Raw genomic sequence first — 17625 nt, 5'->3', positions numbered from 1 at the left:
TACCCCTCCCTATAATTATATAGAAAGTGGTAAGTTTAATTTTCTAGGAATATCGGAATGAAACTCCGGTGTATGCAAAACAGAAAATGAATACCCTTGTTGAATAAACAATACTTCAGTATGTTTACTTTCAAATGGAACACCATTTTTCTTAAAGTTATTTTGGATTTGTTGTAAAAACGCATGATCCGCTGTTCCGAATGAAACATGTACTTTCGGTGGTAAAGCTTTCATCGCGATTGGAATCCACGGTCGCTGCCACCAGGTTGCAACGATATATGCAGTGCCACCTATAACAAAGTTGAAAATATCCCCATCTTCCTTCGTTTTCATGTCTAGATTTGATTTCAACCATTCCGTAAATACAGGTACACTTTTAACCGGAAGACCAATTTCCCTTACGTATAAAATGTTTAACGGTGAATGCGGGGCTAATACCTCTTCTTTAACATAACTATGTGCGATAATTTCGAGAAGATTTCCATCACCATCTTTAAAGTATAAATTGAATAGACCGCTCTCCTCACCAATTGTATGACCATCTTTCCATTTCACAATGAGTAATCCAGACTCTTTAAGCCATTTTGCCGTTTCATGAAATTTTGAATATGGGATCTCAAAAGCGAAATGCGCAGGTGCAATTGCTTCATACACTTCTTGAAAGCTAATTGTTGTGTATGGTGTTACTTCAAATTGAATAAATGATGCTGTTTCTTTTTTTATTGGAAAAGATAGTATATCTCCGTATACTTGTTTTACTCCTTCTATAGAAACAGTTTGTAGTTTAATATCTGAAATGTGTGTAATCATTGTAATAAACCTCCAAATTCATTATATTTATTAGTATTGTATTTCAAAAACTAACAGGAAAAATCCATCTGGAGATTGAAACTTTAATTAATAAACTACTACTTTTGTATTAGAACAGTTAAGTTAACATTATAGGCTAATACAATAAAATCTTAACTTCAAGCAGTTTGCGTTTTAGTACAAATAATTGGTATGAACGACCACATCAAGATATAATGAATAATATCTTAAGCTAAAAGGAGTGTTGTATTGTGACTCAAAGAATTACTTACTATGATGCTGCACCTGATGCTATGAAAATTATGATGGACATGGAAAAATACACAAAGCAATCAACGATTAATCGAACGACTAGAGAGCTTATTAAAATTAGAGTTTCTCAGATCAATGGCTGTGCTTACTGCATAGATTTACATACATCTGATGCGCGAAAAATGGGAGAGACTGAACAAAGAATTTATTGCTTAAGTACTTGGGATGAATGTACTTTTTATACACCAGAAGAAAAAGTCGCTATTGAACTAGCTGAGCATATTACACTTATTCCTACTAAAAGAGTTCCTGAATCCTTATATAAACGCGTATGCGAACATTATGATGAAAAACAATATATTGACCTTGTCTTGATTATTAATCAAATTAATAGTTGGAATAGAATTTCTATTGCGATGGGAAATACACCGGCTAAAAAATAACACTTTAAGTAAACATCTTACTTACTCTCTATACGTTATTTCTTTATTACATACGCTTCAAAAAGGTTGATTCTTATACATTACAAGAATCAACCTTTTTAAGTTATATTGTATAAAGACATTACCAATGGTTTTTTATTTCTTCTACTATAACTTCCGGGTAATCCCAATGTAACAGATGGGTAGAATTTGGGATTAGTTTTACTGTCGCTCTTGTTCTCTCACTAAAAATGCTCGCTGTTTTCCCTCTATATTCATCCCAAATTTCGGGTACTGTAGCACGAAGTAATATTATATTAGATGGTAACTCCTCATATATATCCATGGTTTCATCCTTGTGCATGCCTCTTACGATATTACCAGCTGTTGTACCTCTCGCATGCCAACATACTTTATTATTTATTTCTATACCAAGATCCTTAACTGCAAGTTCTAATAATGGAGACCACCTTGTATAAACTTCTTTTTCACTTTTAAAGAAATCATCCCAACTATTAAATACATACTCTTCAAAGTCCTTTTCATAATAAGCGATTTCTTCTTCCAAAGTTTCTTCTTGAAGCCTTTTCGTTTGGTACCCTCCATCAATGAGAATACTCCCTAATACCTTTTCTGGATTATTTAATAAATAAAATAGCGCTACAAAACTTCCCCAAGAATGTGATAGGAAATAGAAATGTCCAATTTTCAGTTCATTTATTATTTCATTTAACCAATTTGCTAAATTCTGCATCTCATAATCTTCTGTTCTTTCAAAGAGCGGTGTTTTACCATGCCCAGGTGCATCAATGGAGATGATTCTATACTCTTCCTTTAACTCCTCTGCAATTTCTATAAAACTTAAACTCGTACTACCTAACCCATGTAAACAAAAGATAACCGGCTTGTCATTATTCCTCCATTCAGTAATATGTACATTTATCCGGTCATTGTTAATAAAGTAACGTTTCATAATAATTATCCTCCATATTTTGATTTTTGGATTAACACTTAACTTATTTCTATTTTTTTAAAGTTTTCCCTGCATTCTTTTCCACACAAAAAAGCCGATTTTCTTTAAAAGAAAATCAGCTTTTACGCTAAAATACATTATGATTTAACAGCAATAATCATAAACCTTTTTGAATTCGTACGAATCCCTTTTTCAGAACTATTAGCGTCAATAAACTTTTGTAAAATATTAAAATCCTCTTCCTCTTCTCCAAATCTAGGAATAATAGGCGTATGTTTTAATAAGAAAATGAGATCTTCAGGTGTACTGTAATAATCGATAACATCGTATTCACGTACTTGCACGAGCTCAAATCCTGCACTAATAAGTTCATCCATATATTTTTCTTTTAAAATGCCCTCTCTTTCGCCTAAGCATTGCCCTCTGCCAAATGCTTCTTTGAGATTTAATTTATCATGTTCGCAAACTTGTTGAGTTAAGAAAAAAGCACCCTTTTTCATTACTTTTGCCAATTCAGATGCTATAAACGGTGCATGACAACTAGAAGCAATATCAAAATAAGCATGCGGAAACGTTAAAGCTTCAGAACCCATTTGGAGAAACTCAACATTTTGTACACCTGCTTTTTTTAAGTTGGAATGTGCTGTTTCAATCATGCCATTAGAATTATCTATTCCAATTAATAATTTGGCTGAAGATGCTATGTTAAGTACATTTTCTCCTCCACCTGTACCAACATCAAGTAGAATGTGTGATGGTTTGCATCTTTCTTTCACTTCGCCATAAAAATCCCAAGTGTCACCTACAGTTTCACATTTCAGCTTACTGAAGTCCCACCCGTTTGCTCGTCCCACTTTATTATAAAAATTCTTATAATCTAATTCATTCATTTTATTATTTCCCCTTTGCAGAAAAGCATTAAATATCTAATTTTGATAATTCCCGAAATAGACTCAAAGGTGATATATTCGTAAATGGGCTTACGTCTCTTTTGATATCCGGTACGCATTTTTCATCCCAAAACAACTAGTTACTTCGAACAATAGGGAGCTTTATCAATTTCACCTCATTTGGAAGATTATATGTTTAATAATCTCTAACACTATTTAATTATATATTATAAAATAAAAATTTTTAAAACAATAAATTCTCACACACTCTAATTAGTTTACATAATAATTTTATAGTTCACCTTTATCGATATATTCTAAATGTCCTCTTCCCCAACCACACATACTATCCAAAACAGTGCTTACTGTTTTTCCATGTTCTGTTAAGCTGTATTCCACTTTAGGTGGAATTTCTTTTAATGAAACATGATAGTTCATTTCAATAACATCCTCTCTCACCGTTTTCATTGAGTCTTCGAGGAGACGTAATTGTTTTTGGAGATCATCTATTCCTTTTTTATTTGAGCACTACGATTTTCAAATTGTGATTTTATTACTTCAATATTTTCACTCTCTACTATTTCTTTAATTGGGCTGCTAAATAATATCGATAGCCACTCTGCTCATCGACTTTTTCTGGCTGCAATAATTCCACTTTATCGTAATGTCTCAACATACGTATGCTAATCGAAGAAAGTTTTGAAAAATCCCCTATTTTGAACATTAGCCCCTCCTATTTATTACCATTATTCGAAGCTCAACTTAGGCTTAAACAATGACATTGTGTGAGAGTCAACTATTTATAACGGTTTAAGTGATTATTTAATATATTATATTTACATAATTAAAAACCATTATGATTCATTTACCAATTTACTTTTCAATGCAATACATATTGATATTAATCCATTTACGGTCAATAACATAACTATAATACTAGTGAGTAAAGCTACATCTGCAGCAAACATTTTAATTGTCTGCCACGGTGAATTTGTACTATAAATAAGAAGTGGAATTAAAATAATAGATAATATTAGAAACAAACTCCCTAGAAAAAACCAGATCATTTTTTTACGGATTTTCTTACGTTTATACTTTATTATTAGCATAATTGCTGTAATGAAAAGTGTGAAAATTACTATTGACATAACAAGTTGAACTATTGGTATATTTCGGGGTATACTAACAGGTTCTTCACCATTCAAAATATTAATAATACCTTTTTTCAATGCTGGCAGTGCTGTTTCTTCTAAAATATGATTTTTATTCGTTAAAATCACACCACCCCAGCCAGTTTCATTTAAAATAAATATTTCTGCATGTGAATCCGGAGTTGACCCTGAATGCCAAACCATCTTTTCGTTTCCATTTATATTTGTTGTCCTCAGTCCAAATCCATAATGTTTTTCTGAATCTACTTTATATAGTGGTGATAAATAAAGATCCATACTATCTTTATTTAAAAATTGCGTATGCTCTTTGTGATTCAAAAACTTAATGAATTGAATCATATCTTCTAGATTTGCTGTAATATAGCCATATGGTGACCCACCATTATCATACGACACCGTACTTTTTCTTGGTATTCCAAACCATGATTGGTAACCTGTTAAATAACCATTTTTATAAGAATCCTCACTATTTGCTGCTGTACCATTCATTTTTAATGGCTGAAAAATTTCCTTCTCCATATAAGTAGAGTATGTTTCTTTTGAAACTTCCTCAATAAGTGCACCAAGAATTAGATAATTCGCATCACTATATTGATATTTTTTTCCGGAGGAAGCAGTTAATTCTACATTTGAAAGTTTTTTCACATTTTCTTTTATAGCTGTAGTGTTTTTAGATTGCTGATCTGATAAGGTTAATCCTGTATAAGTACTTATGCCACTAGTGTGATTTAAAAGGTGTTTTATTGTTATGTCTGAGGCGAATTGGTTGTCTTTTACTTTAAACCAAGGAAGATGTTGTTGAACTGAATCCTCTAAATTAATTTTTTTATCTTCTATTAACTTCACTATAGCTAGGCCAGTTAATGATTTACTTATTGATCCAATTGCAAATGGTGTTTTACTGGTTACCTTTTTTTCAGACTCCCCGGTATTCCCCCATGATTCTTTGAAGAATACATCTTTATTATGTACAATTGCTATAGAAGCTCCTGGAATATTTTGTTCCTTTAAAAACTTTTCAATATACTTGTCTAAAGTAACTTTAATATTTTGCTGAGCGTAAACTTTTGGATGTATACTACATAACATTAACACATTATAAAATATACAAATTAGAAACAATTTATATTTAAATGTCTTCATCTTAATTTATTTCAGATAACTTTCTTTTTTTATAACTTACTAAGCTTATAAATACTAAAACGGAGATTGTAAAACTAATCATTATTAATAAAGAGTTCCACCATTGATTTTCTGTTATTCGATATAAAATATTATAATTAAATGTATTATTACTATTGTTTGGACTAAATGATTCAGTTAAAAATATTGAAAGTGTAGTTTGTGAGATGAGGTAAGTAATCAAAGAGATGAATATTCCACCTATGATTAGTGTACTAGATTTTTTATTTACGTTTCGAAGTTGTTTCATTTTTACTCGCAGATCAATTTCATTTATTTCCAAAAAATCTTGAACAAATAACTGAGGCGTTCCTAAATCATTTATACTTTCTTCACCATGTTCACGACATTCTTGAATATGTTCTAAAATTTGTTGTTTAATATTTTCCCTTTCTTCTAAACTTATATCGTATTGCTTTAAATCCTTAAGTACGCCAGTTAAAAATTGCTGTTCTTTATCGTTTAATTCATTCCTCATTTCAGAAGGTCTCCTTTCAAACCACTCTTTAATAATGTTTTAATATCAAATTGCAACTCTAACCACTCATTAATTTTCTTCTCAAGACGTATTTTTCCATTTTCATTAATTTCGTAATAAATCCTAACTTTACCACTATCCGTTACTTCTTGATAAGTATTAACCCGCTCTTGATTTTTCAGTTTAGTTAAAATCGGATAAATACTTCCTACTCCTTTCAATTTCAAATTATGTCCTTCAAGTTCTTTCATAATTTCATAACCATAACTTTTCTTTGCAGACAAAATAGACAATACACACATTTCCAAATGACCCTTAATTAAACTTGTTCTATCCATAGGATAAATTTAACAGAAATATATACTTCATTCAAGTATATATTTCTGTTAAATTTAAAAATTAAGAAAATAACGGTTTTTTTCATTAAAAAATCAGCAAAATTTCAATATGATTTACTCCAAATAATTTCCCGAATTCTTTTCACCCTTTAATTCAGTACCAAAATGATTATTTATCATGACAAATAATCATTTTTATACAATAATAATTACACAATAAATAATGATTATTAAAACATTAACACTTTATTACACCGATTCACTCACACACCGGTGTACTATTAAGACTTAGAAAAAATGATTTAATCAGTTATATCAACCTGCTATACCTTTCAGCTTATCAATTGTTAATTTACGAATAATTTTTTTACCTTTTGTCTAGCTAGATTAACATTTTAAAACCAACAAGTTCTTCTCCAAAACAAAAACTCATTTGCAGATTATTGCAAATGAGTTTTTAAGTATTAACTGACAACTAGCTTTTAAAATTTTTTTTGGTTTAATTATTCTGCTCAAGACATTCATAAACAGCCATCATTTCTCGCTTATTCAACTCACGAATTCGATTAAATATTAGAATATCTGCAACATCCTCAGTTCGTAAGCTTTCATCCACAACATCACTAACTTTTCCAGTTAACCATGTTTCTACGTCTATGTCATCGACGATTTCTTTACGTCCTTCATCGTTAATACCACTTGCATTACAAGTTACACACGGAATTGTTAATTTAAACACGCCGTCATGCAGGTTATCTTCTGTTATTACTTTCTTTCCGTTACAGAATGGACATGGGTTGCTTTTTTTAATTTTATTAATTTGAGTAACTAATTTTTTATAACCAAATGCTTCATATACATATGTTAGTTTTTTATATTTTCCATTTGTGAAATACTTATCTATGATAGTTTCTCTTGTTTCATTGATATTTTGGAAATCACAAATAGTCACCTTATTTTTATTGCTGATGGATTCGACATTACCTTTAATTTCGCCCCAGAATGGTAATATATTTTGTAATACCATTTCATAGTTTGAAAAGCTTGCTTGCTCTAGTTCAAACATTTTCAGTGCAACTTGTGTTTCTCTAGGTAGTAACGAAACGTCTTCTGTTAGAATCATCTCGTCACCTAAAATGGATTTCAATTTTACTAGTGCAGGTAAATCACCTACTATTTTTAATACTTCTTCAAGCGGCTGATTGATAATTTCACGAATATCTTTATCTCCAAACTTAAGCGATTTATGGTGGTTTAATACAGTCCCCTCACAAATTGGACATGTCATCATTTCTTTAGAAGCTTTAATATCTTCTTTAATAGCTGCTTTGGAAATGACAATATACCCACCAATAATCGTATTAAATCCTACCCATGTTCTACGTGTCTTTCCTTTCTTATCATAAAAGGACTTATCAAAATAGCCGTACCAAAATGTATGTTTCTCTTCCTCAGACATATCATTATAGCTTTTCGTCAAATCATGACCTAGCTCATTTTTAATTTCTTCAAATAGAAATTCTATTTTTTCATATTGATAAAACTTTAATACTTTCATGATTTCCGGATAGAATAGACCATCCCAAAATGGAATGTTTTTATCTTGAATTACAATTTCCTTATCAAAGATTTCTATCTTAAGACGTCCTGAACATGATGGGCAATGATTATCCTGAGAATAGAAATCGAAACTTCTCGTATCTTTATTAGCCGGATGAGCAGCTACAATATGATTGATCAATCCACCAATCTCATATAAAAAACTATATTGACTATACAAATGTCTTTCGAGATCAATAGCAACAACTGGTGCAATTGTATCAGATTCGTATTCACCGTAAATTAAACGAGCCATTGATGATAAGCTTTTTAATATGCCACCCTTATAGATGTTTTCTGCATTTTTAAAATAAGAAATATGATTTTCTTCTAAGTAGTTAATTCCATTTTGTTGATTCAGTGTTGAAGAAATTTGTAATGGAGTAACTTTATCTATATCATTTTTTTGACGATAATACTCATCATGACTCACAACATCAAGATGTTCTACAGATGCATGTTGTCTTTTACCAAAATCAATGATGAAATCAGAGTTTTCTAACATATAGGCATTATGTTCAATCATTACGATAGAGACTGATTCATCTTGTAAAATCCCCCTGACACTATCAATGAATTGATTTAATATATTTTGTGATAAACCTTTTGAAGGCTCGTCAAAAATAAATAGTGTATGTGGATTTCTTGATTTTGCAAATAACTCCGAAACTAAATGAACGCATTGAAACTCACCAGTTGATAATGTTTGTGTTTTCCGTTCTAATGTCAAATAGCCAAGTCCAAGTTTGATTAATAGGCTCAAGCGTTTATAAGCGATATCTTCATTAGGAAGTTCATCAATGATATCCTCAATCGAACGTTCAAAAATGTAATGAATACCTTCACTATATTTAGTAAGTTTCTTTTTAATATCAAGAAAAGTCGCAACGGTTGACCGACTTGTAATTGATTGGTTTCGATCTTGTCCTACCATTACTAGTTTATCTTTTGGATATCGTTTCAGGAAATCTTTAGATATACATTCATTAACAAGTGTTGATTTACCACATCCTGATTCACCTGTAACCGTTACAAGTCTATTTTTAGGAATCTGAAATTCAGTCATTTGGATGTTACGGCAATATAAATCATGGAATGCATAATATTCTGTTGGTATTTCATGATTTATTCCCCAAATTATTGGCTCTGGCCTTGGTGATTCTTCAACAATTGTTCCGCCATATTTCCCGCTACCTGGCCCAAAGAACAATTGCTCATCAGTTGTATCAAGTACTGTGTCTGAATGATCAATAAGCCAAATTTGATTCTTACATCCTAATTGTTTAATCTCTTCTAAAATTTTTAATAGTGTTTTATGATCAAGCCCTACTGAAATTTCATCAATAATAACTACAGTATTTTCACTTACTGCCATAAATTCTGCCAAGTACAGTCGTGTAATTTCTCCACCTGACAATGTACCCATAATCCGATTTAATGTTAAATAACCAATATTCATATCAACAATGTTTTGAAGAATATGTTGTTTCGCTTCACTAATATTTAAAACTTCTGCTAATGAAAGAATAGATTCTACACTTAAATCATTAATATCTGAAATTGTATGTGGTTTATCAAATAATTCAATTGTATATTGTTCAATTTCTTTACTATATCTTCTTCCTTCGCATTTTTTACACTCAATATTTTTAGTAGTGCCGCGTCCTTTACAACCAGGACACCAACCTAACTGATTATTAAATGAAAAGACCTCAGGAGAAAGATTATATTTTCCAGCAAGCTTTTCACGTATCTCTTTAAAAACACCTGTATGAGTACCAATCGTTGAACGTGGATTAGAAGAAATAGACGATTTTCCTAGAAAAAGTACTAAAGGCATTTCTTCCATCTTAATAGCACTGAAATTAGTTTCCATAATATTAGGAAATAAATACTGATATTCAGCTTTTGGTAATAAGGAAACAAGGCGCTTCTTGGATTCTTCACCAATTGTTTGACAAAAAGTTGTTTTACCAGATCCAGACAATCCAGCAATTCCAAATGATTTATTTACCGGTATTTCTGCATCTAATTTATTTATATTGTTCGCAATTAATTGATTTACTTTCATATTAACCTCTATTCTTATTGTTTTTAAAAAACGTTTTTATAAGATAATAATTACACAATAAATATCGATTATATAATTAATATCCTTTCAACTCATCGGTCTTAACCTTATATTTTTCAAACCAATATTCCCAATCATCTTTTGAAAATTCTTTCTCTTCCTCTTCTAAAACTGAAGAAAAAAGATCTAAACAAATATGCCAACCTGCTATATCTTTAGGAGTATGATCTGTTAATTCATGAATGAATTCTTTAAATAATAATAGGGATCCCTTTTCTTTTTTATGTATTTCAAATCGGACACGATCTTTATCCCATGTGAATTCTAAAACTGAATTCATTTGACATTCTAAGATATCAATATTTATAAATGTACCATCCATCATATCAAACTTTATAATTCCACCTGTCTTAAGGTCTTCTATTTGTAAGTTAGACATCCACTTTTTTAGTTTATTATTATCTGTTAACACAGACCAAACCTCTTCTATCGTAAATGGAAGATGACGATCAAATTGTACTAAGTATTCATTATTTTGCTTCTCTATTATAGCTATCATTATTCATAACACTCCTTCTATCTTGGATAGAATATATGTTCCCTTTCATTATTTTACTTGATTTTACGAAAAAAATAAATCTCAATTAACATAATTTTTACGGTGTTTTTACAATAAAGGGCTTTGTTATTGTCTAACTATTCGCTATGATTATTTCATACAGATTGTTCTTTGAAAACTGAAGATATGAGGTTGGTACGAGAAAAGGTTCGTTCCGTAAAATCTTCAATCACTCGCCATCATACCAAAAGAGCGAAAACCAAGCCTTGACGTTGGTATGGATAAGACAATCATAATCGCTACAATGTGGTGGGTTCTTGCCAAGGACAAAAAGAAAATGGCAATTTTTTTGTATACGCCAACAATTGGCACGACGGGGGATTATCGACTAATTAGCCCCCATTTTATGCACAAGCTAACTATCTCCTCCTTATTTTCATTACAAAAATAAAAAGCAGAAAGAATGATATCTTCTGCTTTTATAATAAAATGTACATTTCATATTGTTCTAATGCATTCTTTTCAAACCCACATTTCTTTAAAAACCCCTCAAGTAAACTATTATTAGGAAACCCAATTGATAATCTTGATAATTTCAATTCTTTACTTGCTACTTGTAATAATTGCGTCGCAATACCAATATTTCTATAGTCTTTGTCTACAAATATAAAGCTAATTTTCCCTTGTTCATTTACACATATAGAGCCTTTTAAATCATTATCAACATATGCACCGTAAAATGTATTATTTGTTTTTTCGATATAATCCATATCATTTTGCCAATTTATATGGAAGTTAAGCCATTTCCGAATTCCAAATTTAAATGGCTGCAATTCTATTTGTTTTACTTCAATACCTTTAAAATCCTTATTAATTATTTTAGTTACATCATTTAAATTATAATAAGAAAGTTCATATACTTTTTCATAACCAAATTTATTATAAAAATGAATCGCTCGGTCATTACCTACAATTACTTCAAGAAAAAGTTGCTTGCATCCATTTTGAATTGCCTCTTCTTTATGCAGTCCAAATAACTTTTGACTTACACCAATGCCGCGATAATCCGGATGAACAGCTAAAGTTCCGCAGCGCATTGTTTTTATACTTTCATAAACCTTTATACCACCAAGTATTACACCAACAGATTTGTCATCATCTAAAGCAAGAAAGGAGTGTTCTAGCATATTCCCTTCTGGTCCAAAAAATCTTTTGATAAAATTTTCTTTTGAAACTTCCATTTTAATAATGTAATCTGAAAATCCCTCCTTAAAAGCTTCATACACTAAATCTATACTTACTTCACTACATCTTTTATATTGAATCATATAAGTATAATCCTCCACTTTAGCTTGCTATATACTACATTCAAATACATGAAATGAATTCCCTACACCATATCCATCTTTTATTTCATGAACAACAATTTGACTAAATCCATTAGCAATAAGTATATTTTCAAATTCTTTTAAATCATATAGTCTTATAGGAAAATCCATAACCATACATCTTTGTACAAAGTTCTCCATAATACGTATGCAATTATAATTCACCTCTTAATTTGAAATGAGTGGGATATTCCCCCTCTTGTTATCTATTGTTAACTACAGTAATCTCATAAACACGTAAAAAAGTAATTAAATGCTCACATGCTCGTTCACATGCTAACATTTTAAAAACCTTTTGTTCTTCTTTCGTTTTGTCATTCGCTTGATCTGAGGCAGCTTTTAAACATAGAAATGGTTTTCTATTTACATGACACACATAAGCGAATGCTGCCACTTCTTGATCAACGGCTAAAGCACCGTATACAGTATGAAGTAAATACCTCATTTCTGAACTTCGAATACGTTGATCTCCAGATAGAAATGTACCAAAATGGACCGGGTCATATGAACGTAATTTCTTCATTCGTTTTACGAGTGATTTAGTTGTTTCAATAGGTGCTGTTCTACCATCATATAGATTAAAACTATCTTCTCCTGATCCAGCCGCTGTAACATCATGCTGCAAAGTATTAAGAGCTACAACGATGTGTCCATTTTTCACCTTATCTGATAAACTCCCGCAAATTCCTGTCATAAATAACTGGTCTGGCTGGAATTCACTTATTAATAGTTGTACACAACTAGCACAACTTACTTTACCGACACCAGTTACAACTGAAATAACTTCTAATTCATTAATAGAATGAAAATGAAATTCCCAAGCTGCTATTTTTTCTACACGCTCACTTGGATAATGTTGATGCAAATACGTAAGCTCTGGTTCCCATGCAGATACAATTGCGATCCTTTTCATTACACACTTCACTTCCTCCTATTTTCATGTAAATAAGTCATCTATACTCTCTCGTTCATATTCTGGTATCCACTCTTTATACTTCTCATATAAATCCCGTATCTTTTCTTTATTCTTCGCAATTACTTCACATCCTCTATCATCATAAATAAACATGATAATATCCTTTGTTATATTTATAAAAAATACATCTGGATATGAAATTTCTTTTTTTCGCCCTAGACGTGGACGTAGGTCAGGGAAATCTTCATGATTAGCTGCTTGAATAAGCGGTTCATATTTAACATCTTCAGCAAGACATTTTAAAGAAAATTGATATGTACAATATAAGTCAGCTTCTTCATCTTCAAATAGAAAAGGTAATGTTTCTTGTCTTATATGAAACTTTAAATCCCTCTTTTTAATAAATCTATTATATACATTTATTTTCTGCGGATTTTTTATATTTTCCTGTTTAAATCGATAAATATTTGTGACTAAAAAGACGGTATCTTCTTTTGAAAATATATCTTCAAATAAGTATTTATTACATGTATATAGTTGAGAGAAGTATTCCATGTTTAAATCGTCGGTTCCTTCTACATTTTGGTATTTATCTTTTCCAAAATCAAAATGTAGATGAGTTTCCCACTGAAAGTATATGTACGGTACTAACGTAACTCCTGGAAATGTTTGATTCATATATTCTTTTAATTGCATTTTTATACCCTTTCTACTCTACAATTTCTTTTAAATACCAATATGCTTCTTCTAGCCACGGATGTATGACCTTTAATGTATCTTTTCTTTCCCACAAATATGAAATATATACAAAAGCAGCATGGTCCAAAGATTTTCCCAATCCTTTTTTCACCTCAATTAAATATGATGGTGTCCCTATTTGATCCCATTCTAATTTATCAGCAACAAATAATACTAAATCCATCTTCGTTGCATGTTTACGCAAAGTAGTGTGGCAACTGATTGCATTTAAAACTTCTTCGTCCTCTATTTTAAATATCTCTTTTGCAATTACTCTCGATAATTTTTGATGAATAATCATTGGAAATTCTCGTTCTTCTTGTAATATTTCTATTCCAAATTTTTCAGCAACTGCAATCCGCTCCTCATTCGGAAAGATTGCACTAATATCATGTAAACACCCTGCAATCGCTGCTTTTTCTTCATCTTCATAAAATATTCCCGCAATTTTTCTCGCCTCATTTGCCACACGAATTGAATGTTTATATGTAACTTCTTTATTGTATTTTAATAGAAAAGCTTTAATATCATTTTCTATTTTTCCAGTTGGAGTAAATGAATATATATCATTATATAACATAGCAAGTCCCCCTTATAACTATCTTTCAGTATAATGTGGAGTTTAAATATCCTTCTTATTTTATATTCGTTATGAATGTTTTAATTCCTTTTTAATACGATACATGAAATTTTATGTAGAAACATTACTACAAAATACATAAATGTTTGATATTATAGTAATGTTGATTAATTGTAAGGAAAGGAACTAACTATAAAATGAATAAAAACATATTAATTATTGATGATGATAAAGATATTGTAGAATTACTGGCTGTTTATTTACGAAATGAAGGCTATAACATTTATAAAGCTTATGATGGTGATGAAGCATTACAAATGATATCTACATATGAAGTTGACCTTATGATTTTGGATATTATGATGCCCAAACGAAACGGATTGGAAGTTTGTCAAGAAGTGCGTGAAAATAATACTGTACCTATCCTTATGCTTAGTGCAAAGGCTGAAGATATGGATAAAATTTTAGGACTTATGACCGGCGCAGATGATTATATGATTAAACCGTTTAATCCACTAGAATTAGTGGCTAGAGTGAAAGCTTTATTACGAAGATCCTCTTTCCAAAATGCTACTTCCCAAAAGAATGAAGATGGTATTATTCGTATTCGTTCTGTTGAAATACATAAACATAATCATACTGTTAAAGTAAATGGAGAATATATTAAACTCACATCTATTGAATTTGATATTTTATATTTACTTGCGAGTAATACAGGAAGAGTCTTTAGTTCCGAAGAAATTTTTGAACGCGTTTGGAATGAAGATGGTTATGGTTCAAATAAAACTGTGATGGTTCATATTAGTAATTTGCGGGATAAACTTGAAACAGTAATGAATGGAGAAAAGTTTATTCATACTGTTTGGGGAGTAGGCTATAAAATTGAGAAATGAAGCTTTTGACATATTAAAAGATATCCCAAAATGGAAAATTATTTTTTGGCTCTTATTAGCTATCACACTAACCCCTATTACTGAATTAATTATTTATCGCCTCGTTACTAGTGTAATTGAGAGTTCACTTACTTTAAGTGAACTAGGAAAAGAATTCATTAGAATTTTTGGCCATGAAAAATATATTGGATTAAAAGAGTCTTTATGGATGATGATTGTATCTTATTTGTTTTTATTTTCTATTTTCTCATCCTATTTATACATTTTTTATCGTCATGAAAGAAAGGTTTACTATGAAACTTGTATAAAAAAAATGATTGAAGAGATTCGGTATATTGCAAGTGGAAACTTTAATCATAAAGTTTCCATCGTACACCATAATTATTTAGAAGAACTGGCAACTGGGGTCAATCAAATTATTGAGCAATTAAAAGTTTCGATTGATGAAGAAAGACAGGCAGAACAAGCAAAAAGCGAACTTATTACAAATGTATCACATGACTTACGAACCCCTCTTACATCTATAGTTGGATACGTAAATTTAATCCATCATGATAATTATAGAGATGAAGTAGAATTACGATACTATATTCAAGTCATTTACGATAAAGTAACTCGTCTTAATGCATTAATGAATGACTTGTTTGAATATACACGCGTTCAAAATAAAGAGTTAAGTTTATATTCTGCTCCCATTGATATTGTAGAATTGATTGGACAATTAACTGTCCAATTTCGGATACAGCTTCAAGAAGCTAATATTGAATGTCGCCCTTCTTTCCCATCTCAAAAGCTAATGGTACTAGCTGATGGGGATAAATTAGTACGTGTGTTTGAAAATCTAATCATAAACGCTATTACTTATGGAAATGATGGAGATCATATTGATATTACCGCTTACGAAAGCAATAACATGATTACAATTGATATAACAAATTACGGACAACCTATCCCTAGTACTGATTTACCTCATATTTTTGAACGTTTTTATCGTGTTGAAAAATCACGTTCAACAAACACTGGTGGATCTGGACTCGGATTAGCAATTGCAAAAAGTATTGTTGAATTGCATAAAGGAACAATTGAAGTATATAGCGATGATAAAAAAACAACTTTCACTGTAAAACTACTCCCTTATAAAGCTTAATACCACATATTTATAGGTTCAATTTTTTATCATATAAGAAATTGAACCTTTTATATTCCATCAATATCCAAAATTTAATAATCCTTTATAATTCTTTAGAAATTCTTTACCTTTTCTTTCTTCCTAATTAAGCATTCCTTTTTACAATAATATTATTGATGTAATAGTAGGAGGATCGCTTATGCAATTCTTGAAAAAAATAACAGTTTTATTATTATCTTTTCTCATTACTGCACTTATCGTTTTATATTTTTACCTTTATGTAAATGGTCCAATTATTCAAGCTAAATCAGCTATTTTAATAGATACTAATTCTGGTGAGATTGTTTATAAAAAAAATGAAAGTACTCCCATTCAGTCGGCCACTTTATCTAAATTAATGACTGAGTATATTGTGATGGAACAACTTCATGATGGCAAAATACAATTAGATGAATCTGTAAAAATAAGTAACGACGTTTTTCAAACCGAAACGAGTCCTATACATGTAACATCGAATGATAAAACAACCGTTCGTGATTTACTAAATACATTGCTTTTAACCGGAAATAATCGTTCTGCACTTGAACTAGCAGAACACATTGCTGGAAATGAAGATAATTTCACATCGTTAATGAATGAAAAAGCAAAACAACTAAAGTTATCACAACAATCTCCATTTTTAAATTCCACTGGAATAAATAGCGAGAAGAATAAACAATCGATTACAACAGCAATAGACGCAGCCGAAATAGCTGCACAATTAATAAAAGACTATCCAGATGTATTAAATATAACTAAACTAACCTCTTACCCATTTACCTTCAAAGATTTTCAAGTTCTCAACACAAATAAAATGATTTACTCTCTTGATAAAAACATTAAACTAAAAGGTGTTGATGGCTTGCAAACTAGTTTGTCAACTAACGGTAATTATAGTTTTGTTGGTACAGCAAAACAAGGAGATACAAGGTTTATTTCTGTAGTATTAGACGCCAATGAAGAAAACACGGCTTTTGTTGAAACAAAAAAGTTACTTCAATACGGTTTTGAACCTACCTCATATTCTGCACTCCAAGCTTTCAAAGACGTTGTTACATCTTGGACCATTTTGCTTCAGTTTAAAAATTTAATCATACAAACGATTATGATCTTTTTAATCATTACCACCTTAATGTTTTTACATATACGTCAGAAAAAATCAGAGGATTTTAACTAAAAGTTCTCTTTTATATAAA

The 17625-nt window shown here is 30.6% G+C and carries 16 protein-coding genes and 2 pseudogenes; 4 read left to right on the top strand and 14 right to left on the bottom strand.

The features are described 5' to 3' along the window. Positions 1 to 15: 15 nt before the first annotated feature. A complete protein-coding gene (locus tag NSQ47_RS07220) occupies positions 16 to 810 on the bottom strand; it encodes a VOC family protein (protein WP_341036471.1) in 795 nt (264 codons plus the stop codon). Positions 811 to 1061: 251 nt separating this feature from the next. Here NSQ47_RS07220 and NSQ47_RS07215 point away from each other — a divergent pair, with 251 nt between their 5' ends. After that, positions 1062 to 1505, top strand: coding sequence for a carboxymuconolactone decarboxylase family protein (locus NSQ47_RS07215; RefSeq protein WP_002161692.1), 444 nt, complete (start codon positions 1062 to 1064; stop codon positions 1503 to 1505). Positions 1506 to 1626: 121 nt separating this feature from the next. On the opposite strand, the gene NSQ47_RS07210 is transcribed toward NSQ47_RS07215, so the two are convergent. The 13 genes and pseudogenes from NSQ47_RS07210 to yqeK all read right to left on the bottom strand — a co-directional run bounded on the left by NSQ47_RS07210 (position 1627) and on the right by yqeK (position 14368). After that, the gene (locus tag NSQ47_RS07210) at positions 1627 to 2457 is read right to left on the bottom strand and encodes an alpha/beta hydrolase (protein WP_340823943.1); all 831 of its coding nucleotides are present in this window, start codon (positions 2455 to 2457) and stop codon (positions 1627 to 1629) included. A gap of 137 nt (positions 2458 to 2594) precedes the next feature. Then, complete coding sequence (locus NSQ47_RS07205) at positions 2595 to 3347, bottom strand: class I SAM-dependent methyltransferase (RefSeq protein WP_340823941.1); 753 nt, start codon at positions 3345 to 3347, stop codon at positions 2595 to 2597. Positions 3348 to 3638: 291 nt separating this feature from the next. Beyond that, positions 3639 to 4071 (bottom strand): annotated as a pseudogene (locus tag NSQ47_RS28195) (MerR family DNA-binding transcriptional regulator). Positions 4072 to 4201: 130 nt separating this feature from the next. After that, complete coding sequence (locus tag NSQ47_RS07190) at positions 4202 to 5662, bottom strand: serine hydrolase domain-containing protein (protein ID WP_340823936.1); 1461 nt, start codon at positions 5660 to 5662, stop codon at positions 4202 to 4204. A gap of 1 nt (position 5663) precedes the next feature. After that, complete coding sequence (locus tag NSQ47_RS07185) at positions 5664 to 6179, bottom strand: hypothetical protein (protein ID WP_340823934.1); 516 nt, start codon at positions 6177 to 6179, stop codon at positions 5664 to 5666. Continuing rightward, on the bottom strand, positions 6176 to 6517 hold the full coding sequence (locus NSQ47_RS07180; RefSeq protein WP_340823932.1) for a PadR family transcriptional regulator: 342 nt from the start codon (positions 6515 to 6517) through the stop codon (positions 6176 to 6178). The genes NSQ47_RS07185 and NSQ47_RS07180 overlap by 4 nt, the downstream gene beginning before the upstream one ends. Before the next feature lie 499 nt (positions 6518 to 7016). Next, positions 7017 to 10187: an ATP-binding cassette domain-containing protein gene (locus tag NSQ47_RS07175; protein WP_341036469.1), complete on the bottom strand. Its 3171-nt coding sequence runs from the start codon at positions 10185 to 10187 to the stop codon at positions 7017 to 7019. Between the two features lie 76 nt (positions 10188 to 10263). Beyond that, on the bottom strand, positions 10264 to 10746 hold the full coding sequence (locus NSQ47_RS07170) for an SRPBCC family protein (RefSeq protein ID WP_341036467.1): 483 nt from the start codon (positions 10744 to 10746) through the stop codon (positions 10264 to 10266). A 479-nt stretch (positions 10747 to 11225) separates the two neighbouring features. Next, positions 11226 to 12074: a GNAT family N-acetyltransferase gene (locus NSQ47_RS07165; RefSeq protein WP_340823924.1), complete on the bottom strand. Its 849-nt coding sequence runs from the start codon at positions 12072 to 12074 to the stop codon at positions 11226 to 11228. 27 nt (positions 12075 to 12101) lie between these two features. Next, positions 12102 to 12248: pseudogene (locus NSQ47_RS07160) on the bottom strand (SAM-dependent methyltransferase); the annotation flags it as partial. An 88-nt stretch (positions 12249 to 12336) separates the two neighbouring features. After that, entirely contained in the window at positions 12337 to 13047 is a 711-nt protein-coding gene (gene mtnN, locus NSQ47_RS07155; RefSeq protein ID WP_002110028.1) for a 5'-methylthioadenosine/S-adenosylhomocysteine nucleosidase, read from the bottom strand. A gap of 24 nt (positions 13048 to 13071) precedes the next feature. Beyond that, positions 13072 to 13746, bottom strand: coding sequence for a DUF3885 domain-containing protein (locus tag NSQ47_RS07150; protein ID WP_340823919.1), 675 nt, complete (start codon positions 13744 to 13746; stop codon positions 13072 to 13074). 13 nt (positions 13747 to 13759) lie between these two features. Beyond that, positions 13760 to 14368: a bis(5'-nucleosyl)-tetraphosphatase (symmetrical) YqeK gene (gene yqeK, locus NSQ47_RS07145; RefSeq protein ID WP_002110026.1), complete on the bottom strand. Its 609-nt coding sequence runs from the start codon at positions 14366 to 14368 to the stop codon at positions 13760 to 13762. Positions 14369 to 14565: 197 nt separating this feature from the next. Here yqeK and NSQ47_RS07140 point away from each other — a divergent pair, with 197 nt between their 5' ends. From NSQ47_RS07140 to NSQ47_RS07130, 3 genes are all read left to right on the top strand, one after another. Next, positions 14566 to 15261, top strand: a complete 696-nt coding sequence (locus NSQ47_RS07140; protein WP_002110025.1) for a response regulator transcription factor — start codon at positions 14566 to 14568, stop codon at positions 15259 to 15261. Next, the gene (locus tag NSQ47_RS07135) at positions 15251 to 16408 is read left to right on the top strand and encodes a sensor histidine kinase (protein ID WP_002110024.1); all 1158 of its coding nucleotides are present in this window, start codon (positions 15251 to 15253) and stop codon (positions 16406 to 16408) included. The genes NSQ47_RS07140 and NSQ47_RS07135 overlap by 11 nt, the downstream gene beginning before the upstream one ends. A 181-nt stretch (positions 16409 to 16589) precedes the next feature. Then, entirely contained in the window at positions 16590 to 17606 is a 1017-nt protein-coding gene (locus tag NSQ47_RS07130; RefSeq protein WP_340823914.1) for a D-alanyl-D-alanine carboxypeptidase family protein, read from the top strand. Positions 17607 to 17625: the final 19 nt, after the last annotated feature.

Source organism: Bacillus sp. FSL R10-2780, assembly GCF_038006125.1.
GTDB lineage: Bacteria > Bacillota > Bacilli > Bacillales > Bacillaceae_G > Bacillus_A > Bacillus_A cereus_U.
The sequence above is the reverse complement of the archived record's forward strand: the minus strand, read 5'-3'. Positions and strand labels throughout refer to the sequence as shown.